The sequence below is a fragment of the Acinetobacter colistiniresistens genome, from assembly GCF_000413935.1.
Lineage (GTDB): Bacteria > Pseudomonadota > Gammaproteobacteria > Pseudomonadales > Moraxellaceae > Acinetobacter > Acinetobacter colistiniresistens.
Genome location: NZ_KE340378.1, coordinates 245,407 through 268,349, shown reverse-complemented (window position 1 = coordinate 268,349; position 22,943 = coordinate 245,407). Strand labels below are relative to the sequence as shown.

The following is a 22,943-nucleotide window of genomic DNA, read 5'->3' as shown; positions in this document are numbered from 1 at the left end:
TGGAAACCAAAATTAATTCAGCCCGTCTTGCTGACGCGCCAGCATATGCTGTTTCAAAGCATGGCGTGGAGAGCTAAACCAGAATACGATCAGAACCAGACTGGCTAAAGCAAACGCCCAGATATGGAAATGGGTATACAGCACCCGAACCAATTCAATCACGACAAAATAACTGACCATCATCAACATCGAGACTGCCGCTGCGACTGTTCCTTTGGACACTTCAGATGACATCAAGGCAAAGCGGTACATCACCGAGAAACTAATCCCCTCGCCCAAGCTTACTATAGTCATGCCAATCAACAGACAAGGCACCAGATAAGCCTGCCAGATCACGCCCAACAGCAAGAAGACCGTACCCAAAAACATAATCGGCAAACCAAACAGAATGGTTTTACCAAGAGGGAAACGATCAATGATCTTGATCAGGATGATATTGCCTGCAATCAAGCCAAAGAACACAGGGAACTGCGCCAAGCCATATTGCACACTGCTCAATTTCAGCTCATCGACCAAAATAATCGGTGATAAGGCAATCCATAACATCAATGGCATCCCCACCAACGGTAAAGCAATACTTAAACCCAAGAAACGGCTATTGCTAAATACCTTTTTAAAGTCATCAAAAATATGACTAAAAGGCTGTTTGGGTTGCTTTCGGCTTTCCTGCATTGATGGCATAAATTTCTTTAAACCAAACCAACTGATAAAGGATACGACAGCAATGGCAACAAAGCCCCAATGCCATGACACATAATCAATCAGAAATGCACCCAGTACAGGGCCAAGTAAAGGTGCCAACAAGGAAATATTTGCCATCAGTGCCATGACCTTAATGGCATCACGTTCTTCAAAGCTTTCTTGAATTGCGGCATAACCCACCGCAGAAATGACGCTCAACCCCATCCCTTGTAAGAAACGCAGTGTCAGGAACTGTTCAATATTATGGGTCAGTAAAATCAGTAGGCAGCAAAGGGTAAAAAATGCCACACCAACCAATAATACTTTTTTACGCCCAAGACGATCTGAAAGCGGTCCAAGTAGCCATGCCACACTGGCACCACCTAATAAATAAAATGACATTGACGAGGGTGCCCACGTTGCACTCACAGAAAATTGTTCTGTAATCGACAACATCGCAGGCTGAATCAAGTCATTACCGATATAGACTGAAAATTCGAATAGCACCAAAGCTAAAGGAAACATGAGCGTTATACGGTTTAACGTCATGTTCTGATTATTCGTCATCATGTTTTATTCACAAAAATAACCAACTCAGGTTCGTCCCATGTTTCAACAAGAAAAATAGGCCCATCACCACAAGATGTTATGGTTTAGATTTAAATTAAATTTTGATTCCATGCTGTGAGCCAGCATGTGATAAATGTGAAAACACCGTATTCACTGGGTGTATATAAGGAAAAACAATTTATTTACGTGAGATTGGTAAATATTTTACCGTTTGGCTAAATTGCCACGCGCAACTGTAGCACTTTTTCAAAATGACCGCAATTTAAACAACCCATCACGCCAATTCAGCATTGTGTATAACCGAAAAGTTATCCACAATTTTGCTGATCTTTTATCCATTGTTTAATAATGCACAAAATTATGGACATAACTCAAATTGGAAAGTTTGAGTATTCTGCCCTCTGGCACATTGATAACTCTGCTTCTTATTCACCACTTTCCAGCTATCTTGATCGCGTTTTAGCTGATATTCAGTCCGTATTGCCCTAACAGAATCGTCGAGCTGTGTTTGCTCAACCATAATCTGTGCATCGGTTGGATTTTCTGCACGATTAAACTGTTGATCAATTTTTAAATTGCTGTCTTGATGAAACAGATTGGGCTGATCCAACAACACGGCATGCATGGCTGTACTTTTTTGCAGCTCCGCTTGCTGCTGGGACTGCACCGTAGGTTGATTACATGCAGCCAAAAATAAGCTGCAACCTAAAACCATGCAAACTTTATACATTTTGTACCCATCCAATCCATTTAGCTCATTTATGCTACTATGCAAAACAGACTTGCCACGCAACAAAATGTATATGGCGTGCATTAAATTTGTTGTCATCATCAAAGATAATGATCATAACAAATGATTAGAAAAACACAGTTTATAACATCAAAATCACCTTAGTTTGGACATGCCGATATGTCAGATTTAGCAAAGAAATTAACGATTATTTTAATCCTCGGAAGCACCGCCTTAGGTTGCTCGAAAAAAGAGGAAGGCCCTGCCAGTGAAGCCGCGATGGCAACTGAAACTGCCGCGGCAGACAGTCAAGCCGTTCACGACAATGCGGTTCAAAATCCAGAGCAACTGGCCAGTAACCAACAAAGTGCTTTGGAACAGAATCGTCAATTGGTCAAAAGCGCACAATTGCAATTTGAAGTGAAGGATGTGTTAAAAACCACATCAGCACTGGAACAGCAGTTATTGCAATACAATGGTTACATCGAAGAGAAGCAGATTAATTATCAAGTCAGTGACCGATCTGAACGTGATCGTATTGATGGCAGTGTCGATATCTATGAAAAGATCACCCCCACCGTACAACTCACGGTTCGTATTCCCAATGCAGAAGTAACAGCATTCTTAAATAATTTATTGCCACTCATGCTGAACTTTAATACCCAAAGCTATGAAGCCAAGCGTTATGAATTAAAATTGCTTGAAGAAAAACTCAATACCGCCAATCAAAGTAATAGCGGATCCAATGCAGTGAACAATCAGCTGCAGCAACTTACCAATTTAGAAGTCAAAGACCGTTTGGCTTATAGCACCATTCGACTGGAGTTTTTCCAGCAATCACAAGTGCGTAAATCCCATGATCTTAATATCAATCGTATTGCCACCTTGGACAGTGATCCGCTATTCAGTCGGATTTGGGAAGCCATCAAAGTAGGACTCTATGGCTTTAGAGAAACCCTCATTTGGTTAGTGATGTTATGGCCACTGTATCTTGCGATTGCAATTTTATGGGGCATTCGTCGTTGGTATAAAGCTAAAAAATCCAAAGCTGAATAGTCCAATTATTGATTTTTTATCAATAGTATTTTGCTCATTTATGCATTTTTACTCATGAATAGATTTCCTAAAATGCGTTCCAGTTTTTAGAGATTTATTTTTGAGTAATCGCATGAGCAATATTTTAATTATTAATGGTGCCAAACAGTTTGCACATTCGAATGGTGAATTGAATGACACGCTGACCGAATTCTCTCAAGCACATTTAACTGCCTTAGGTCATCAGGTACAAGTGACACGTACCGACAGTGACTATGGCATCCAAGCCGAAATAGCCAAATACTTGTGGGCAGATGTGGTGATTTACCAAATGCCAGGTTGGTGGATGGGTGCACCGTGGACCATGAAAAAATACATCGATGATATCTTCACCATTGGCCATGGTTCACTTTATGCCAGTGATGGCCGTAGTCGTGCAGATGCCTCTAAAAAATATGGTTCGGGTGGCCTAATCCAAGGTAAAAAATATATGTTGTCTTTAACTTGGAATGCACCGATGGAAGCCTTTACCGATCCAGACCAGTTCTTCCACGGCGTTGGCGTGGATGGCGTTTATTTACCTTTCCATAAAGCCAATCAATTCTTGGGTATGGACTCACTGCCGACCTTTATCGTCAATGATGTAATCAAGGTGCCCAATGTGCCAAGTTATATCGAAGCGTACAAAGCGCATTTAGATCAGCTGTTTACCACAAGCCATTAAGTGAGAAAATATCATGCTAACTATTATTGCTGAAATTCATACCCATGCAGGTGCTGAACATCGCCAAGCAGTTTTAGATGCCTTTGAAAAGATTATTCCAACCGTGCTTGCAGAAGATGGCTGTCATGGCTATGAGCCATTGATTGATCATCTTCCTGCGATTGAGATGCAGACCACTGATGAGAATACGATTATCATGTTAGAGAAATGGCAAAGTACCGCTCATTTAGCAGCGCATATGCAAACTGCCCATATGCAGCAACATTTTGAAGCGACCAAAGACCACGTTGCCGATGTGAAAATTCGTATTCTAAACAGCGGGATTTAACAGATAACACCCTACATCTGAGTCCGGCAAAATATGAAATCATGGAATATTTAAGTCGACTCAGGTGTTAAGTAAGCGCATTGTTTTACTGATAGTAATGCTGTTTTAAATGACGGCTATAATCCGTTAAATAAGCTTCCAAACTGGCACGCCGATCCACCTTCTGCATCAACTTGGTGGCCAACTGCTCAATCTTGCTTTCCAATAAATTAAGAATTGCGGCTTGTTTTGCTTCAGGCAATTGCGCCTTCTCTTTCTGCTGCTTTTTAATTTCCAGATAATCTTCTGCCCAATGCCGTAATGGATCATTCGCATCGACTTGTGCAAACAGATCGGTAATCAGTAATTCAGGCATCTGTTCCTGAGTTGCCAACTCAGCCGACATCAATCCACGAATTGAATAAAACACTTTCTTATAAGTAAAATTATCCGCGGTTTGCATCACTTTCATGCCACCTTTTGCCAACGATAAATAGTGGTGATACAAGGCGCTATAATCGATTTGCTCCAGCAATCCATCACGAAAATTCTGCCATTCAGGAAAGGCATTAAAATACACAATATGTGCTCTGACCCACTCCAAAACAGTGGGGTTACTTTTTGCCAATAACCCAAACATTTTATCCAAGTCATAAGAAACAAAGTCAAAGTCCCCATCCATAATCTCAATCAGATCACGATATTTTTTATAATCAAAATATTGGTCTTTACTCGGGAGGTGAAAACCACGCACATCATAGTCACTATCTGGACTGGCCATGCCCCATAAACGGCTACCACTTTCGATATAAAATAATGGGATGTCTTGACGTTGTTGGAACAGTTTTTCGATTTCTTGATGGATATTCATATTTTTCTCTAAGATTCGCTCAAGATGAGGATTTCATTATTTGTACCCACATCCATTTGATTTTTTAGCCTTAATTTATGCAACGAAAAAATAATTTTTAAGAGATTAAACCTATTATCCTATAAAAAACTACTAAAATAGATGAGGCCTATTTGTTCACTTTTTAAATTATAGAGCTCATAATTCTTGAATAAATTTAAGCCTCCATCATAACAAAGAAAGTTTACCTCGCAATGAATAAGCTCTCCCAATATCCAGGAAGAGAAGTCTGCAAATACGAAGGAACAGGAATAAAATAGATCCGAAATTTTTACTCTCAGCATAATACACATACACTTTATATTATGCTGATTATAATAATGATCAATATAGTCTCCATATACTTGATCACTCTCTAGATAGATATAAGCTTGAGTTTTCATATTAGTTTTATAAAAAAGCGCATCTTACGATACGCTTTTAGCAGAACTTCTTTTATTTAATCAAGCATTAAAGATCAAATAATTTACCTGGGTTCATAATCCCATTCGGGTCAAACGCCAATTTCAATGCTTTCATATATTCAATTTCTTCAGGCGAACGCGAATATTCCAAATATGGCTTCTTAGTCATACCGACACCATGCTCGGCTGAGATCGAACCATCATATTTTTTCACGGTTTCAAACACATATTTATTCACCACCTGACACTTGGCAAAGAATTCATCTTTGGTCAAATTTTCAGGTTTGAGAATATTTAAGTGCAAGTTACCGTCACCAATATGACCAAACCAGCAGATTTCAAAGTCAGGATAATTATCTTGAACAATGGCATCAATCTCACGGATAAATGCAGGCACATGAGTAATTAATACTGAAATATCATTTTTATATGGAATAAACGGCGCGATTGATTCAGAAATATCTTCGCGTAAACGCCATAAGCTTTCCACTTGATCAAGGCTCTGGCTCATCACACCATCAAGCACCCAACCTTGTTCCATACAGTGCTCAAAAATCTGCATTGCCTTGTCGACAATCGGCTCATATGGTGCTTCAAACTCAAGCAATACATAGAATGGGCATTGCGTTTCGAATGGGCGTTGTACATGACCACGATCAAGTACTTTTTGCATCGCAAGCTCACCAAAGAACTCAAATGCAGTTAAGTCGATATCTTTCTGGAACGCATGCAGTACAGGCATCACCGCATCAAAATCAGGCACCCCTAGAACCAGAACCTGTAGGTTCTGCGGCTGACGCTCAAGCTTAATTTCAGCTTCGGTCACGAGACCCAATGTGCCTTCACCACCAATAAACAAGTGCTGAAGCGAATAACCGGTCGCATTCTTAATCATGCCTTTGTTTAAACGTAGTACATCGCCTTTGCCTGTCACCACGGTTAAACCAAGCACCCAGTTACGGGTCATACCATATTTGATGACTTTAATGCCGCCGGCATTGGTACCAATATTGCCGCCAATCTGGCTTGAACCTGCTGAAGCAAAATCGACTGGATAGTACATGCCTTGTTGTTCGGCATAATTCTGTAATTGCTCAGTCACCACACCCGCTTGCACACGTACCATACGATCTGCGGGGAAGAACTCAAGAATCTGATTCATCTTGTCAAAGCTAATCACGATCTCGCCATTGGCGGCTACTGCACCCGCTGAAAGGCCAGTACGACCGCCCGATGGGGTAATCGCGACATGAAATTGATTGGCAAGTTTAACAATGGCCTGCACTTGTTCAGTGCTTGAAGGGAAAACGATGACTGATGGGTTCGGATCAAAATGTTTAGTATGATCTCGTCCCCAATTTTCTAAACTGTCGGCATCGGTTTTAATTCGGTTTTCACCCACAATTGCCGTTAATTGGGTCAATAACTCAGGTGTTAAAGCGACTGAAGCATTCATCGTTTACAGGCCTAGCAAGAAGTAAAGATAGAGCATTTGAATAACAACATAATATTTTTCAATATCTTAAAATACTGTATTCAACATATAGAAACTCGGCAGAACAGCGCAAACCTGATGTTTTCAGATTTGACTATCAGATCTCTGCATTTTACATAGAAGCAGGCATGGGATAAAGCTTAGGATAAAGATACTGTAATAACAAAATGTGTTTAACCAGTAAAATTCAGCACTCACTGAAAAATTCTCAGCAATTCTGCTGCGGGAATTTTAAACCAAATATTTATATCTCAAAGCTCTATGCTATAGTACTGCAACTAAATTTTGGCCTTTGTAGCGGAGCCGTAATGAGCCAACATCTATCACTACCTAAAGACAAAATCCGTTTCCTTCTGTTAGAAGGTGTGCATCAAAATGCCATCGATACCTTAAATGCAGCGGGTTATACCAACATCGACTACCACAAAACTGCGCTTGAAGGCGACGCTTTGAAAGAAGCGGTTAAAGACGCGCACTTCATCGGTATTCGTTCCCGTACTCAATTGACTGAAGAAATCTTTGCAGCTGCGAACAAATTGATCGCGGTTGGCTGTTTCTGTATTGGTACCAACCAAGTCGATTTAAAAGCGGCGATGTCTCGTGGTATCCCTGTTTTCAACGCACCGTATTCAAATACACGTTCGGTTGCAGAATTGGTTCTTGCTGAAACCATTTTGTTACTTCGTCGTGTACCTGAAAAATCGAAAGATACCCATGCGGGCGGTTGGAATAAAGCTGCGGTGGGTTCGTTTGAAACTCGTGGTAAGACTTTAGGTATCGTCGGTTATGGCTCGATCGGTTCACAACTTTCTGTATTGGCAGAAAGCTTGGGTATGAAAGTCATCTATTTTGATGCCGTGACTAAATTGCCATTGGGTAATGCACGTCAAGTGGGCTCTTTAGATGAACTATTAGAAACTGCGGATGTGGTGACTCTACATGTTCCAGACGTACCATCTACGCGCAACTTCTTCAAAAAAGAACAATTCGCGAAAATGAAAAAAGGCTCAATTTTCTTGAACGCAGCACGTGGTACTTGTGTGGTGATCGAAGATTTAGCCGATGCGATCAAATCTGGTCACATCGCGGGTGCCGCAGTTGACGTATTCCCGAAAGAACCAAAAGCCAATGGTGAAGAATTCTTGTCTCCACTTCGTGGTTTAGACAACGTGATCTTAACCCCGCACGTGGGTGGCTCGACCATGGAAGCGCAAGCGAACATCGGTTTGGAAGTGGCTGAAAAATTCGTTGCTTATTCAGACAAAGGGATGACCCTTTCTGCGGTGAACTTCCCAGAAATCGCATTACCGCTTTCTGATGGTCAGCACCGTTTGCTTCACATCCACAAAAACGTTCCAGGTGTATTATCGAAGATCAACACCTTGTTCGCTGAACAAGGCATCAATATCTCTGGTCAGTCGTTAATGACTAAAGGTGATATCGGTTACTTGGTAATGGATGTTGACGCATCTGCTTCTCAAGAAGCGCTTGATACCTTGAACCACGTTGAAGGCACGATCCGCGTTCGCGTATTGTTCTAAACAACATTTAGAACAATGCTAAAAAAGCCACAGCATTCGCTGTGGCTTTTTTATAGGCGTTTGACTTATTATGTGAATATTATACTGAATGTTAAAAAAATAAGATGTCTAGCCCTGTACTAAAAACACCACTGCATGCTTTATTGCTGTTGATGATTGCCATGTTGTGTGTGCAAGGCAGTGGTTCTTTGGCCAAAATTCTGTTCCAAAGCTTTCCCGTCCTAACAGTCTCGGCCATGCGCCTGTTTTTTGGTGCGCTGATTCTGGCCGTGATTTTTAAAATCTGGACCATCAACTTCAAAGTGGTACGCTGGAAAGCCATTCTGACTTATGGGGTTGCCCTTGCAGGGATGAATGCCCTGTTCTATTTATCACTTGAACGCTTACCACTAGGCCTTGCCGTTGCCTTTGAATTTATCGGCCCTTTAAGTGTCGCGCTGTATCATGCTCGGCAAAAATACGACTTTATTTGGGTCGGCTGTGCCATTTTAGGCTTAATCCTGCTGTTTCCTTTGCAACAGGCACAGCAAGGTCTAGATTTAGTCGGTGTAATGTTTGCGGTGAGTGCCGGTGCATGTTGGGCGCTGTATATTATTGCAGGGCAAAAACCTTCGGGCATCTCTGGCAATCATACCGTTTGCTTAGGCATGTCAATTGGTATGCTCTGCCTGCTGCCTTTTGCACTCTTTTCAGGGGCGATTGATCGGGTCTTTGAACTACCCAATTTGTACTATTTTATCGGGCTTGCGATATTAGCCAGTGCCTTACCCTTTACCCTAGAAATGATCGCCCTACGTAGCTTAACCCCACTGAGTTTTGGTACCTTAATGAGTCTGGAACCCGCAGTGGCTGCACTCTCAGGTTTTATCTTTCTCGGTGAAATGTTGCTTTGGAATCAATGGCTAGCACTGGGCACGATTATTATTGCCTCAATTGGCTGTACCTTTACCACGCAACAAGCGCGACAGCAAAAAGAGGCTGGATAATCAGCAGATTCAGTAATTGCATATGGAAGAATATTTAGAACTCACATTGATGACCTTAAAAAACTTGTCTGAGCATGCAGGTAAGCCGATTGATCACGCATCCTATTTAGCCTCATTAATTAGCGCTTCAAATCAAGGTTATGTATTTGAGTATCGAAAAAATCAGCAATTATTAGGCTATTTCACTGTTGAGCACATGGAACAGCAGAGATGGTTTATTCCAATTTTAGTGGTTCACCCAAAGCACCGAACACGGAAGGTATTTGCGTCATTACTTTCGCAGTTTATTCAATTTATTGAAGCTAAACAGGCTACAACTATAATCAGCCACGCATTCAAAAGTAATACCTTATCTATAAAATTCCATAAACAGTTAGGTTTTAAAGTCATCCGAGAAAATCAAATCGCTTTTGAATTTCAACTCGATATCAATGAAGCCATCAAAAAGACATGGTCTTGTTTTTATTTACAAGGAATACATTCTCATGGCTAAACACCTTATCGTCGTTCTATGCATGGAGTGGCTATACACATGAAAAATATCCAGTTGGTCGCAATACTGTACATGGTTTTATCCATGCTGTCTTATCAAATCAGTGCGTCCTTTGCCAAGCAGTTAATTGCGACACTGGATCCGCTCACTGTAACGATTTTAAGACTGTGTTTTGCCACCCTTCTGGTCGCGGTTATGTTCCGTTCATGGAAAATCATTTCCAAATTAAAAGAACTGAAATGGCGAGATTTACTTTGCTATAGTGCTGCACTGGGCTGTATGAACATCTTGTTTTACACCTCTTTAGGCAAGTTACCTCAAGGCATTGCGGTGGGTTTAGAGTTTATTGGCCCACTGGGTTTGGCTCTACTCTCGATTAAACAGCGTAGTGATTATATTTGGGTGGCCTTTGCTATTTTGGGCATTGCCTTAATGGTGCCGTGGCACGATGCCCATGCACAGCATTTTTCCTATATCGGTGCAGCATGTGCACTTGGTGCAGGGTTCTTTTGGGCTTTATATATCTATTACGGGCATCGCGTAGTGCAACAGAATATTGGCATGCATGCACTGACCATTGCCATCGGTTTATCCGCACTAACCTTACTTCCTTTTGGTCTATGGAATAACGCGCCTGTACTGCTAGACACTCAATATTGGGGCAAAGCGCTGGTGATTGCCCTACTCGCAACTGCGATTCCTTATGCCTTGGATTTAATGGCACTGAAACGCTTAAGTAAATTGAGTTATGGAACGCTTTCCAGTCTTGCGCCTGCATTAGCTGCTTTAGCAGGTCTGGTACTGCTACATGAACGCATTAGCTTGATTCAATGGGTGGCATTGGCCTGTATTATGGTGGCTTCGATTGGTGTTACTTTACGCGGAGGGAAAGCCTAGTCTATGTCTAGGCTTCTAGCTAGTAATGATCTGATAGCCCAATCGACAGATTAAAATACTGACCAATATCAGGAATAAAATACGGATAAAGCCACTACCGTATTTTAAAGCCAAACGCACACCCAATAATGAGCCCGCAATATTGGCAACCGCCATCATCAGGCCCAATGTAAACAGCACATGTCCTGTCGGAATAAAGAAGCTTAATGCCGCCAGATTGGTCATGAAATTGCCAATTTTCGACAAGGCTGAAGCATGTAGAAAATCCACCTGTAAAAAGCGGATAAAAAAGAAAATAAAGAAACTGCCTGTCCCTGGGCCAAAAATACCATCATAGAAACCAATCGCTAAGCTACCAATCGCAGCCAGTAGCAGTAACTTAGGTGTAATTTGTTGATCGACGTGCACTTGCCCGAATTGCTTTTTCATAAAGGTATAAATCGCAATCACGATCAGCATGATCAAGACAATCGGTCTTAAAATATGCGTCGGCACCAATGATACACAGGCCGCCCCAATAAAAGAGCTGATAAAGGCAAATAGTGCAATCACACCCAGTAATGACCATTGCAATTTGACCCGACGTACAAATGAAAATGCAGCCGAACCTGTGCCGCAAATGGAGGCTAATTTATTGGTCCCAAATAAGGTCGCAGGTGCAGTTTGTGGTAAAGCTCCCATCAATGCAGGAATCTGAATCAACCCGCCGCCACCGACGGCCGCATCAATTGTTCCCGCACAAAAAGCAAAGAACACCAGTGTTAGAATCAGTTCCCATTCCATTGACTTTACTCTTATAGATTTAACAAGCGTTTCGGTACCAGACGTTTTTTATCGGTGATTTCAGCCAAACCTAAGCAACGTTCACCGTCAAACACCAGCACTTCAGCCGCAGCTTCATGCTCAATATTGCTTTCCTGACCATTGCCGAAATACTTTTCACGGCCTTCAGGCAATTGCACACGCGGAAAATGCTCAACGGGTGCATAGACTGGCAGCAATAATGCATCGCGCTGTTCGAGCGAAAGACCTTCTAAATATTCAATAGTATAACTTGGATTAATCTCAAAGTGACCTGTTTGAGTACGGTGCAATTGGGTTAGATGCCCACCGCAGCCCAAAGCCTCGCCAATGTCTTCACCTAAGACACGAATATAGGTCCCTTTTGAGCAAGTCACATCCAGCGTTAAGCTATCTTCCGTAAAATCAACCAAGCTTAAGTCATAGATGGTGACTGGACGTGCTTCGCGCTCAATCTCAATGCCTTTACGCGCCAATTCATAGAGTGGACGACCATCACGTTTTAACGCTGAATACATCGGCGGTACTTGCTGAATATCACCACGGAATTGCTCAAGTATTTGCTCAATCCGTTCTTGCGTCAATGCAGGTACTTCTCTCTGTTGCAGAATTTCACCTTCAACATCCCCTGTTGCTGTGGTTTGTCCCAATTTCACCGTAGTTTGATAACGTTTGGTTGAATCCAGTAAATAATGTGAGAACTTGGTGGCTTCACCCAAACAGATTGGCAATAACCCTGTTGCCAATGGATCCAAGGCACCCGTATGCCCTGCTTTTTGTGCATTAAACAGACGACGGACTTTTTGAAGTGCAGAATTAGAGCTCAAACCTAAAGGTTTATTTAATAGGAAAACACCGCTCAAATGGCGATAAGAACTTTTTTTCATAAAAGAAAAGTCAACGTATAAAGACCTATTTTAGCAAAATCAGGTCTGAGATTATTAAAAAGAAAGTGCTTGTCGACGCAAACAGGCATAAAAAAATGCGCCAAAGGCGCATTTTTTCGCTTTAAAACAAAGTTAAAATTAACCTTGTTTACGAGCTGGTAACTTTTCACGAATACGTGCAGCTTTACCAGACAACTCGCGTAGGTAGTAAAGTTTAGCACGACGAACGTCACCACGACGTTTCACTTCGATCTTAGCAACGATTGGAGAGTGAGTTTGGAAAACACGCTCAACACCAACACCGCTAGAGATTTTACGAACTGTGAAAGCAGAGTTTAAACCACGGTTTTTCTTCGCGATTACAACACCTTCAAATGCTTGAAGACGCTCACGGTCACCCTCTTTTACTTTAACTTGAACGATAACTGTATCGCCCGGTGCAAAAACAGGGATGTCTGATTTTAACTGTGCATTTTCAACAGCTTGAACTAAAGGATGTTTACCACTCATGTGGAATCTCCAATATGTGCGGGAGAGAAGAGGTCTCTGACACCGCTGGGAATAGAGGCTAAAGCGCATATCTCCCGTTTAACTTTCCCCTTAAGACAAACGTCTTAAAGAGCCTATTTTTAACTTAAACTAGGTTTAAGTAGAACTCGAAGCAAAGCTTCTCGTTGGGTGCGAAGATCAACTGGTACCAGTTTAACCTTTCGAATTTTTTAACCATTTAATTTGCTGTTTGGTCAACTCTACTTTTTCCACCAATTCTGGTCGACGCTCTAAAGTTCGTTGATAACGCTGCAAAAAACGCCATTTCTCAATATTGGCATGATGTCCTGATTTAAGTACCTCAGGCACATCCAGCCCTTCAAAATGATCAGGCTTGGTATATTGTGGACAGTCCAGTAAACCATCTACAAAAGAATCTTGTATCGCAGATTGCTCGTCAGACATGACATTCGGCAATCGACGAATAATACTATCCAGCAACACCATGGCAGGAAGTTCACCACCCGATAACACGTAATCCCCGATTGACCATTCTTGGTCAACATAATGCTGGATTAAACGCTCATCGACGCCCTCATAACGCCCACACAATACAATCAAACCATCATAATCAACGAATTGTTGTACTGCCTGCTCATTCAAGGTCTTGCCTTGCGGTGACATATACACCACTGGGGCATGAACACAGCCTGCTTGCATTGCAAGTTGTTTGGCATGGCTAATTGCTTGTGCCAAAGGCTCAGCCATCATCACCATACCAGGGCCACCACCGAAAGGACGTTCATCCACTCGCTTGTAATTGCCCTCAGCAAAATCTCGTGGGTTAATGCAAGTCACTTGCACGATGTCACGCTTTGCCGCACGTCCGCTAATCCCGTACGCTGTAATCGCTTCAAACATTTCAGGAAACAATGTGATGACTGCAAAAAACACCGCAGACTCCTCTATTTTCCTGCTGCGCTACTGTCCCCGAAAGGATTAGTAGTCTACGCCCCAATTGACGTAAATACGACCAGCTTCAAGATCAACACGCTGTACCACATCTTTATGCCAAGGAATCATTCGCTCTTCAGCATCAATACTGTCAGGCGTCGCTTTTACGACCATGACATCATTGGCACCTGTTTCAAACAGTTCGTAGATTTGACCAAGATTGACTTCCTGTTCATCCTCTCCAAGACCTAACACGGTTAAGCCTTTGAGATCAGACCAGTAATACTCGTCTACATCTGCTTTTGGAAGCTGTGATTTGGCAATCCAGATATTTGCGCCAACCAAGTTTTCTGCACCAGTACGATCATTTACGTCTTTTAATGCAACAACCAAGCCTTTGCCATGTGGTTTCCAACGTTTCACATCAATCGTTTGCCAACCTGCCTTGGTCTCAATGTACCAAGGAAGGTAGTCAAACATATTGCTCATAGGTTCTGTATTAGAGTAAACCCAGAGCCACCCATTCAATCCATAAGCTGAACGTAACTGTCCAATCTGAATACGATCTTCTGGCACATTCTGTGTCGATGTCATGGGCTACCTACTACAATTATGCAGTAGTTGCAGCTTTTTTAGCTTGAGCAGCTAAAGAAGCAACACGATCTGAAGGTTGAGCACCTTGAGCAACCCAGTGTGCAAAACGGTCAGCATCTAAACGAACTTTTTCAGCTTTACCTTGTGCAGTTGGGTTAAAGAAACCAATACGCTCGATGAAACGACCGTCACGTGCGTTACGGCTATCAGTCACAACGATTTGATAGAATGGACGTTTTTTTGCACCACCGCGCGCTAAACGAATAACAACCATGAGAACAACCTTATAATTTTTACGGATTATCCCTGCGCCGACCATCGGCAACACTTCAAACCCCTTTCATAGAGGGCGATATTCTACGTTAAATTGACTTTGAAATAAAGATTATTTTTCGAGTTATCCACAGCTGTGAATTTAATCTATAAAATCTGCTGAGTTACCAGTCTTCAGCACTATTGCCACAACTTGATGAGGTCATATTGGCAACCGTTTTAGTCTTACACTTAAAGCCCGTACTCGTCATCAGCAAGGAATAATTCCTTGGACTTTGGCTGACCGCTTGCAAAGACCATGCTTGGGAGTTAACCGTTAAAGTTAGGCTAAACTTCTGATCGCCACTGCTGGCATTCAAAGGCAGCAGTAAACTGGTATTGGTCGCCGTAGGCACTGCATAATACGCCCCCTGATTCGTTGCCGTCCCTTTAAGCACAAAACCATCATAACTAAAATTGCGAGCTCGATGCTTTTCCAATAGCGCTGCAACTTTCAGCATTTCTTGTTGTGCTGTCGCTAAATCTGCACGGCGAATATAGACGTCATAACTGGGGATCGCGATCGCCGCAATAATTGCAACGATCGCCACCGTAATCATCAGCTCGATCAAAGTGAAACCAGAACGACTCAGCATATAACGTTGATTCATGATGGTCTCAGATTGACAGCTCAACTTATTGTTATTCATTACGCTCGTACCAAGTCAGTGGAACCAATTGGCGGCGCATGGTATTGATAGGAAGTTTGCTATTACCAATTTTGTCTTTTGCATTTGGATTGAGTAGTTGCCGCGTCAAACCATTTTTATCACCTAGGCCTATGCCCGCACCGACCATCGAATCAACGATCCCGTGTCCAGCACCAAAGCTCATAGTCACGTCCTTAACGTCTTGCTCACAGACACCAAAAGGTAAGCAGAAGCGTTGAACCGTGGTTGCCCCATTGGCCTGTATTTTACACCCATTCCCAACACTGGTATTTGGATTATAAACACTGGCATACAGGCTCTTATTCATGACCACCATTTCGTTCAACACTTTGCTGCCAGCCTGATTGGTCAGACTAACTTCACTGCCTTGTGCATCTAGTTCTTTTCCAACCACCGTATTGGCCAGCACATACCAGCCATTTGGCATCATCGCTTTGACTTGGACTAAATTTTTCCCTTTGAGATCAGTTGCCGTGAACATGGTTTTAAGATCAGTTGTTAATAGCTTAGGTATGCTGCTATTTGCATTCCCCGCAGCATTAAAGTTACGACTAACCACATCCTGATCAAAAAGATTATAGATCGTGCTGCTTGAATTTTTATCACTATAAGGCAAGCTACGATTGCCTGAGGCAATACTTAGTACCGCCAGTGGTTGTTCATAGCCATAGACACTAAAATTAGGGGCTTCATAAAAACGGCTATTGCTGTCTTTAAACAACATGCTATAACGGCCACACCCGCCACCTTTTAAGCCAAAATCTTTGCCTAAATCGATGCGCCAAACCTGCCCACCCAAATCACCAAAATACAGATGATCTGCGATGCCATCGCCATCACGATCTACAACATTGATACGACTTACCACGCTATATAGGTCTTTCATTCTTAAACCAAGGTTACTATCTCCTTGATCACATGAGGTGCTTGAATTGTCTCCACCTGCATACCAGATCAAATCTCCATTATCGGCATCAAACATATAAATCATACGGCCTTTGGTCGTATTGCTAATGCTTGGTGTGACTTTTTCATACTCCATATCATAGCCACCACCCACCAGCATCACGCGTTTCGCAGCACCTTTATACATCACCGTTGCAATGGTTGGCTTAGACCAACTCTGCCCCATAGCTGCTAAAACCGTATTGGTGGTGGTTTTATAGCTCCCATCTGCTTGTAGACTAATAATGCGATTATTATCTGGATCGATATGGAACTTCAGTTTTGGACGTGTGAGATCACTCAGATCCAAAGCATAATAACTACGACCGCCCATACGCAAACCACCATAAGCAATTTGTTTCCCTTTTGCGAGGACCTGATCACCTTTTTTAATTTCACCAACGGTTGCAACCACTGCACTACTAGTACTGCCGCTGCTTAGTGCCTTCATTCCATAGACGTATTCACTATAGATGGTCCATGCACCATCAATCCCATAAGCCATATTTGCTTTAACGCCTGTCGCTTTGTCCAAGAATGCCTTGCTCTGTTGAGTATTTTCCAGCATTTCATTGGGAACAAAAGCAAAGCTTTCTTCACCCGTTTTGGCATCAACGACATGCAATAAACCTTGTGTTGTACCAAACAGCATATAATCCTTGCGCTCTTTAATACTATTATCCGCATTAAAAGTTGCTTCTTGGGTGAGTTTGACTGGGGTTGAATGCAAGTTCATGCCAACCTGCCAATTGGTTCGATTCGCTTCAGTCAGATCTGCCGTACTAGCCGCATTTCCCACGTTATAGCCCAACAAATTCATTAACAAATAGCCTTTAGCATCTGTAACAGCTGAAGTTCCTGAACCACATTTCACATCTAGATATTTATTCGTCAGGGTTTTCAGCCCACCAACCTCTGTAAATTGATAAGTAGAGGTATTGTCAATTTGCTGGCAATCCCGATTTATCAGGACCTGACGTTCTGTAATGATTGGTTTGGTCGGATCGGAATTGTCCGTTTTATTTTTCAAATTTTTAAGCTTGGCAAGTACGCCGCCCTTATTCCAATCTTGCACATCGTAGCTTGTTGACGTTGCATCCCATGCATCTTTCAGTTTATTAATCGAATTATCGGTTTCGACATAGTATTTTTTAAAGTTACCAAACCAACTGGCTTTTTCTGTTGGTTCAAACATACTTTTATAGACTTCATTGCTCATCCGATATGGCGTCAACGGATCCTCAGGCAACGTTTGCAAACCAATAGGATCACCAGCCGTCACCCCTAAATTATCGTGAAAATCGCGAATACTTTGTGCAATATTCTGGCTATTGGCGGCGTTATACCAACCGCCCCCGCCAATGACCCCCCAGCGTGCCATATTTTTGATGTCCTCTGGGTTACGAGGTAACAAGCGATCCAATAGACTGGTAATTCCTGTGGTTAAGCCACTTCCGATCAAGCTATTTGGCAATAGGCCATCAAGCAGCGAACCTGTTACGCCCAATAAATCCCGAACAGCCTTCGGCACAATCCCAGTTAACAATTGATCTTGCGCCACATTGGTACTTGAAATTTGAGTCAAGCCTTTGGTATCCGAACTATTTTCTTGTCCTGCAATATAATTGGGAAGCTGTAAAAACGACCGATCCAGTCCAATGACGGCGGTTTTAATCGGGTTGGCTTTTAGTGCTCGAATATCTCGGGCATAGGCACCAATGCACTGCCAGGTTGCAAAATCCGTATTATCGTTTGCGTTTTTATTATTCCCCAAAGTGGTCGCTTTTAAATCGGCAGAATTACATCTAAAGCCCCAATTATCATTCAAGCGCCCATCTTTATATTGAATATTGAGTGTTTGGCTGCTGTCCAATGAACGGGCCATTAAACGTTCCATGGCAACTTTGGTCGCATCGGATTGGCTGCCTTGCGGTTGCAATAACGAGTCCGTCAATGTCGGTGCTATCGTTGGCACCCCACCCGCAATCACCATTAAACCATTGGCATCGCATTGTGGGGCTGTCGATGGTGCCTGATAGAAGCTACCATTGCTTTTAATCAGTGGATTAATGGTGCTGTTATTTTTCTGGCTATCACTAAAACCACTATATTTTGCATCGACATCTGCACGGTATTCATAAAAGATTTCTTGTTTCCCGACCTGTAAAATACCCAGTACATTTAACAGGTTGCCATCGACTTTTTTATAGCCACTGGTACTTAACAGAACAGCATATTTCCAATCATCACAGGTCATGCCATCGGCTTTCCACGCCTTACATTCATAATCAGTCCATAATAATGGTACTCCCAATAGCCCTAATAAGGCATTCCGCTTCGCATATTGTCTGGCACCAGTTCCCTTGGTGGTATTACCTAACAAGTATGCACCTGTTTCCGCATAGGCACTAGCCATTGGGTTATTGCCACCCAGGCCTAACATGGTCAGCACATCATTCAGGGCATTATTGGTATTTTCCAGATTCAATAACTCACTCACCGCATCCAGTGGATTACTTAAAATTTTGCCCAGTGTTGCAACCACATCATTGAGTAATCCTCCTACGAGTTTAGGTACAATCATGAGTAAACTTTGCAGGCTAAACTCACCTTTGGAGTCCATATTGGCACTGGCAATATAGTCAATCATATGCTGACGATGGGTTTGAGTTTTCCCGTTATAAAGATAAATATCACTGAGTAATTTAGGTTCAAAAACAATCGCACCAGCGCGATCATTTAGCGTTTGGTTATAAGGTGAAATGGATAGCCCGACCATTGTACTATCTGGGATTTGATCGATATCTGGCAGACCACCGCCCCCTTTTTTCCCTTTTAAAACATCCGTCAATGCCATACGAACGCGCGAATTTTTATCATAACAACGATAAATCCCGACCGTTGAAGAGTTAGTAATGGATTTAAGTAGGCTAATATCAATCAGTGGGTCACAGGTTTCACGGATATATTGTTCTGCAGATAACCCTGTTTTCACCCCCAACAAGCCACTCAGCAAGTTATCCAACAAGCGTACCGTTGCATCTGTAGTAACCACCGTACAGGATTGACGCGGAAATGGATAAGCCGTACTCGGCTGTTCCGTTTTAATTTCAGCAATCGAATCTAGCAGCCCCTGACCTTGGCCATTGCCGAGCAGACCTTTTAAAATGGCTTTATTGATAAGATCAGTGGCCTCTTTGGTGACATTAATCAAATCGGTTTGACCCGCGATCTTGATTCCCAAATTCAAGCCATTTTTACCCAATACATCGGTAACGCCCTGATCAATACATAATGGGTAATCTTTGACTAAGTCTAAAAGACCTGCACCGCCCATACTTCGGGATTGATCCACCATCAGCATCAGGCGTTTCTTATTCCCGGCCGCAGGTTGATAAATTTCAATATCGCTCGCAGACGCAACAGAAGAAAGTACAAGCAGGCTAGACAGGACCGTAGAGCCCAACCATAAATACTGCATTTTGTTTTTATGTTGATCACCCTGCGTCAATTTTTCTATCTTATTATTATTCATGACATTTCTCCCTTATGAACTCGAAGGTTCAAAGTCAGACAAGAAACGATATTCTGCGACTTGTATGTTATATAACGGTTTTTCTGTATTCTGTTTTAAGCAAGTGGCAACATCATTGGCACCGTTATTGTCGATACTTTTAGTTAAACAACCTTTGTTAATATCACTATCTGCTTTAAATAAGGCATCCGAGGTTAATAAGCCTTGCATCACGGACACCACATAGACCCGTAAGCGAATATTATTTTCAGTTTTTGCACCAAATACTTCTGTTCCACGAGATAAATCTGCAAAAGGTGCTGTAGGGTTGATTTCTCTTTTGATATAAACCTGTGTCACCACTTGTTTACGGCCACTCGATTGAGAAGCTGTATCATTGGCTGAGTTACTCGAATCAACTTTACACATCCCAGCATTGCTTGCCATGGGCTCAAAGCTGGCACTGTTTAAGCGATACGCAGCTTTGGTTAGGGCAAATGGATCTGTTCCTGAAAAGCAGAAGACCAGTTCAGCATTTTTATTATTTTCATTTTTAAAGAAACCAACGACACCATTGGCAGAAGCTAAATTTTGCTGGGTATTGGGATCCTGAAAATACATCAGTGCAGTATCCGCATTTTGTGCCAGTAGCGTCTGTATTTGATGGTTACTGACTAATTTAAGCGAACTGATACTTTGCCGAATTGCCAGTGTGCCCACAATGGTAATCATCAGCACAATCATCAAAACAATAATCAAGGTTGAACCACGGTGCGTTTTTATCATGTTCCAGCCCCCCCATTTGTACAGCTTGAGCTTTTACTGCTATCACACCCCTCTGAAACCCAGCCCATTGCATTTCTCAATGAGATCGTTTGATCAACCACTTGTCTTAAATAAGTATCTTGAGATGCAGGGGTAAGATTGACCTTCGTGCCGAGCACTTGGAATGGTTCTTTATTTCTTTGTTTAATGACCGACTGGTCTCCGGTCTTATCATCAGAACGCACTAAAACACCGATTTGAATGGCATGTACATAGGGACGAACCGTCTGTGTAATGCCATCAATATTTTTTTTAGCTGCGGTTAAAGCCATATAATTTTTAACGTCTGTATAGGCGATCATGCTATTCGCACTATTGAGCTCACCATCCATATACCCTAACCGAATCTGAAAAAGATCCACATTGGGTAAAATGACCTGACTTTCGCCCCAAACCAGTTTGAGTCGGTCTGTTGTGGTTTTTGCATCGAGCATCGCCTGTGTATATTGGGCAGCCTGACAACGCAAAGATTGGCGTAAATCTGTAGAAGTAGAACCGACATAGTAGCGCTGGATCACAAAAGTCCCATTTGCTACATTTTGACCAGAACAATCCAGCCCCCCTTGCGGTGCCTGATAACGAATCATTAACTGATCATTGGTCAATCCCGCCACATTGGCATTGCCAAAACTGGCAATCTGATTATTCGAAAAACAATCCGTACAATTCAGGTCAATGTTTCCGCCGACATTATTCGAACTCAGTAAAATTCCGGCATAGCTGGTTTGATCATTAATTGCAGGGACGGTGGAGCTGAGATTGGCTTTACGAATATCGTCAACAATAAAGTTCAAGCCGAGACTGGCATTGTCTTGAATATGCGCCATGGCTTTTTGTAACTTATAACTGGTGATTCCTGTAATAAACAGCTGAATAGCGGCAGCAACGATCAACAATCCCAAGGTAAGAGAAATCATTAACTCAATCAGGGTAAATCCTGCTTGTGCTTGACGAGATCTTGAATATAAGAGGCCTGTTTCCATTTCAGTATGCCTCCAAAAACAAACAATGCGATCCTGAAACATATGCACCATCTTTGATACATGCGGCGATGCCTTGATCACCTGCTAAATTGGTTCCATCCCAAGCCACATAAATACATTGCCGGTTATTGCCTGCTGGACATTGGTCGACCGCCAGATTCATGCCATTGTTTTGAGCCTCAAGCGCAGCCTTCTGTAAGTCTTGTAAGGCAATCTTTTCAGGTTTATCCGCGATCGTTGGGACTTCTGCTTTAGGGACTTCAACTGCTTTCACCTTATATTTCCCAGCACGCGTTGCTTGTGGATTGGCTCGCATCCGTTCTGCAAGATCACGTGCAATGGTAAGTGCCAGAACCTGTTTATTGGCTTCGAAACTGGAATCAATTGCTTTTAATTGCAAAGCAGCAAAGCCCAGCACACTAATTGCCAAAAGAACGAGGGCAACCAAAACTTCGACCAGCCCGACACCTTTTTGTTTTTGAATATTCACGTGCAAGCTCCTTCTTTGATTGTAGTATCTCCAATCACCCCCACCCGGATACAATAAGAAAGATTTTGGCGCTGTAAAATAAAGTCCTTTTGCGCTGCAAGACTGCCATTTTTCCTAAAACTAAGATTGGTCGATGAGTTATTTGCGCTGTTTACCCCATTATCTAAACGGACGACAAAGATACGTTGCGTCTCTGTATTTGGAATGGCGAGTACAGTTGCACAATCATCTTCAGATAAAGAAGACAGGCAGAGCCCAGTAGTTTGACGAAGTAAAACGGCTTGACTCCTTGCTTCCGAAACTTTCATGATCAGTTCACGTGCAGAAGATTCTAATTTTTGGCGACTATACATCGTTGCGAATGACGGCGCTGCTATCACTGCAATAATGGCTAAAACAGCGATCGTGACAATCAACTCAACTAAGGTAAATCCTGAGCGAAGATGAACAAAGCTCTGCTTTGTCTGAGCGCAAGACGGAGAGCTACGCTCGAAGTTGAACGGATGATGTTGGACAACACTCGGCCCTATCGCAAAGCGAGAAGCTGCAGAGCGAGGCTGTAAGTCAGAATATGCTTGTTGCATACAGTCCTCCATATGCACAAATCTTTTTGTTTTAACGAACATTTCAGTTAATTTTTATTCAATTCATCTTACAAATTATTTCATCTTGACTGTATAAATAAGGAACTCTTAAGTCAGTAAA

23 protein-coding genes are annotated in these 22,943 nt (G+C 42.3%); 7 read left to right on the top strand and 16 right to left on the bottom strand.

Translation table 11 applies throughout. The features are described 5' to 3' along the window. Nucleotides 1-12 precede the first annotated feature (12 nt). Nucleotides 13-1,248, bottom strand: coding sequence for a chloramphenicol efflux MFS transporter CraA (craA, locus tag F907_RS14110; protein ID WP_407636685.1), 1,236 nt, complete (start codon nucleotides 1,246-1,248; stop codon nucleotides 13-15). Between the two features lie 361 nt (nucleotides 1,249-1,609). Beyond that, complete coding sequence (locus tag F907_RS14115) at nucleotides 1,610-1,981, bottom strand: hypothetical protein (RefSeq protein ID WP_016651480.1); 372 nt, start codon at nucleotides 1,979-1,981, stop codon at nucleotides 1,610-1,612. Nucleotides 1,982-2,161: 180 nt separating this feature from the next. Here F907_RS14115 and F907_RS14120 point away from each other — a divergent pair, with 180 nt between their 5' ends. The 3 genes from F907_RS14120 to F907_RS14130 all read left to right on the top strand — a co-directional run bounded on the left by F907_RS14120 (nucleotide 2,162) and on the right by F907_RS14130 (nucleotide 4,068). Then, nucleotides 2,162-3,037, top strand: coding sequence for a DUF4349 domain-containing protein (locus F907_RS14120; protein ID WP_016651479.1), 876 nt, complete (start codon nucleotides 2,162-2,164; stop codon nucleotides 3,035-3,037). A 112-nt stretch (nucleotides 3,038-3,149) separates the two neighbouring features. After that, a complete protein-coding gene (locus tag F907_RS14125; protein ID WP_016651478.1) occupies nucleotides 3,150-3,740 on the top strand; it encodes an NAD(P)H-dependent oxidoreductase in 591 nt (196 codons plus the stop codon). 13 nt (nucleotides 3,741-3,753) lie between these two features. Then, nucleotides 3,754-4,068, top strand: a complete 315-nt coding sequence (locus tag F907_RS14130) for a putative quinol monooxygenase (protein WP_016651477.1) — start codon at nucleotides 3,754-3,756, stop codon at nucleotides 4,066-4,068. A gap of 85 nt (nucleotides 4,069-4,153) precedes the next feature. On the opposite strand, the gene F907_RS14135 is transcribed toward F907_RS14130, so the two are convergent. Then, nucleotides 4,154-4,918 carry a nucleotidyltransferase domain-containing protein gene (locus F907_RS14135; protein WP_016651476.1) on the bottom strand — a complete coding sequence of 255 codons (765 nt, stop codon included), beginning with the start codon at nucleotides 4,916-4,918 and terminating at the stop codon, nucleotides 4,154-4,156. A gap of 489 nt (nucleotides 4,919-5,407) precedes the next feature. Then, on the bottom strand, nucleotides 5,408-6,817 hold the full coding sequence (locus F907_RS14140) for an FAD-binding oxidoreductase (protein ID WP_016651474.1): 1,410 nt from the start codon (nucleotides 6,815-6,817) through the stop codon (nucleotides 5,408-5,410). A gap of 347 nt (nucleotides 6,818-7,164) precedes the next feature. Here F907_RS14140 and serA point away from each other — a divergent pair, with 347 nt between their 5' ends. From serA to F907_RS14160, 4 genes are all read left to right on the top strand, one after another. Continuing rightward, complete coding sequence (gene serA / locus F907_RS14145) at nucleotides 7,165-8,397, top strand: phosphoglycerate dehydrogenase (protein WP_005185444.1); 1,233 nt, start codon at nucleotides 7,165-7,167, stop codon at nucleotides 8,395-8,397. A 104-nt stretch (nucleotides 8,398-8,501) separates the two neighbouring features. Next, entirely contained in the window at nucleotides 8,502-9,383 is an 882-nt protein-coding gene (locus tag F907_RS14150) for an EamA family transporter (protein ID WP_005238443.1), read from the top strand. Nucleotides 9,384-9,405: 22 nt separating this feature from the next. Continuing rightward, nucleotides 9,406-9,876, top strand: a complete 471-nt coding sequence (locus tag F907_RS14155) for a GNAT family N-acetyltransferase (RefSeq protein WP_016651473.1) — start codon at nucleotides 9,406-9,408, stop codon at nucleotides 9,874-9,876. Between the two features lie 39 nt (nucleotides 9,877-9,915). Further along, nucleotides 9,916-10,773, top strand: coding sequence for an EamA family transporter (locus F907_RS14160; protein WP_016651472.1), 858 nt, complete (start codon nucleotides 9,916-9,918; stop codon nucleotides 10,771-10,773). Between the two features lie 15 nt (nucleotides 10,774-10,788). Here F907_RS14160 and F907_RS14165 read toward each other — a convergent pair whose 3' ends face one another. The 12 genes from F907_RS14165 to F907_RS14220 all read right to left on the bottom strand — a co-directional run bounded on the left by F907_RS14165 (nucleotide 10,789) and on the right by F907_RS14220 (nucleotide 22,822). After that, nucleotides 10,789-11,556 (bottom strand): sulfite exporter TauE/SafE family protein, encoded by a 768-nt coding sequence (locus F907_RS14165; protein WP_016651471.1) that lies wholly within the window; start codon nucleotides 11,554-11,556, stop codon nucleotides 10,789-10,791. A gap of 11 nt (nucleotides 11,557-11,567) precedes the next feature. Further along, a complete protein-coding gene (gene truB / locus F907_RS14170; RefSeq protein ID WP_016651470.1) occupies nucleotides 11,568-12,461 on the bottom strand; it encodes a tRNA pseudouridine(55) synthase TruB in 894 nt (297 codons plus the stop codon). A gap of 138 nt (nucleotides 12,462-12,599) precedes the next feature. After that, nucleotides 12,600-12,971 carry a 50S ribosomal protein L19 gene (rplS, locus tag F907_RS14175; protein ID WP_016651469.1) on the bottom strand — a complete coding sequence of 124 codons (372 nt, stop codon included), beginning with the start codon at nucleotides 12,969-12,971 and terminating at the stop codon, nucleotides 12,600-12,602. Between the two features lie 192 nt (nucleotides 12,972-13,163). Continuing rightward, the gene (trmD, locus tag F907_RS14180) at nucleotides 13,164-13,904 is read right to left on the bottom strand and encodes a tRNA (guanosine(37)-N1)-methyltransferase TrmD (RefSeq protein ID WP_005275911.1); all 741 of its coding nucleotides are present in this window, start codon (nucleotides 13,902-13,904) and stop codon (nucleotides 13,164-13,166) included. Between the two features lie 45 nt (nucleotides 13,905-13,949). After that, nucleotides 13,950-14,498, bottom strand: a complete 549-nt coding sequence (gene rimM / locus F907_RS14185; RefSeq protein ID WP_005275908.1) for a ribosome maturation factor RimM — start codon at nucleotides 14,496-14,498, stop codon at nucleotides 13,950-13,952. Between the two features lie 16 nt (nucleotides 14,499-14,514). Further along, nucleotides 14,515-14,772, bottom strand: coding sequence for a 30S ribosomal protein S16 (gene rpsP / locus F907_RS14190; RefSeq protein ID WP_005275906.1), 258 nt, complete (start codon nucleotides 14,770-14,772; stop codon nucleotides 14,515-14,517). 163 nt (nucleotides 14,773-14,935) lie between these two features. Then, the gene (locus tag F907_RS14195) at nucleotides 14,936-15,421 is read right to left on the bottom strand and encodes a type IV pilin protein (RefSeq protein ID WP_016651468.1); all 486 of its coding nucleotides are present in this window, start codon (nucleotides 15,419-15,421) and stop codon (nucleotides 14,936-14,938) included. A gap of 31 nt (nucleotides 15,422-15,452) precedes the next feature. Next, on the bottom strand, nucleotides 15,453-19,961 hold the full coding sequence (locus F907_RS14200) for a PilC/PilY family type IV pilus protein (RefSeq protein WP_016651467.1): 4,509 nt from the start codon (nucleotides 19,959-19,961) through the stop codon (nucleotides 15,453-15,455). Between the two features lie 12 nt (nucleotides 19,962-19,973). Continuing rightward, nucleotides 19,974-20,726 (bottom strand): pilus assembly PilX N-terminal domain-containing protein, encoded by a 753-nt coding sequence (locus F907_RS14205; RefSeq protein WP_016651466.1) that lies wholly within the window; start codon nucleotides 20,724-20,726, stop codon nucleotides 19,974-19,976. Further along, entirely contained in the window at nucleotides 20,723-21,748 is a 1,026-nt protein-coding gene (locus tag F907_RS14210) for a PilW family protein (protein ID WP_016651465.1), read from the bottom strand. Before F907_RS14210 ends, F907_RS14205 begins: the two co-directional genes overlap by 4 nt. Before the next feature lies 1 nt (nucleotide 21,749). Then, a complete protein-coding gene (pilV, locus tag F907_RS14215) occupies nucleotides 21,750-22,238 on the bottom strand; it encodes a type IV pilus modification protein PilV (RefSeq protein WP_016651464.1) in 489 nt (162 codons plus the stop codon). Further along, nucleotides 22,235-22,822 carry a GspH/FimT family pseudopilin gene (locus F907_RS14220; protein WP_016651463.1) on the bottom strand — a complete coding sequence of 196 codons (588 nt, stop codon included), beginning with the start codon at nucleotides 22,820-22,822 and terminating at the stop codon, nucleotides 22,235-22,237. Before F907_RS14220 ends, pilV begins: the two co-directional genes overlap by 4 nt. Nucleotides 22,823-22,943: the final 121 nt, after the last annotated feature.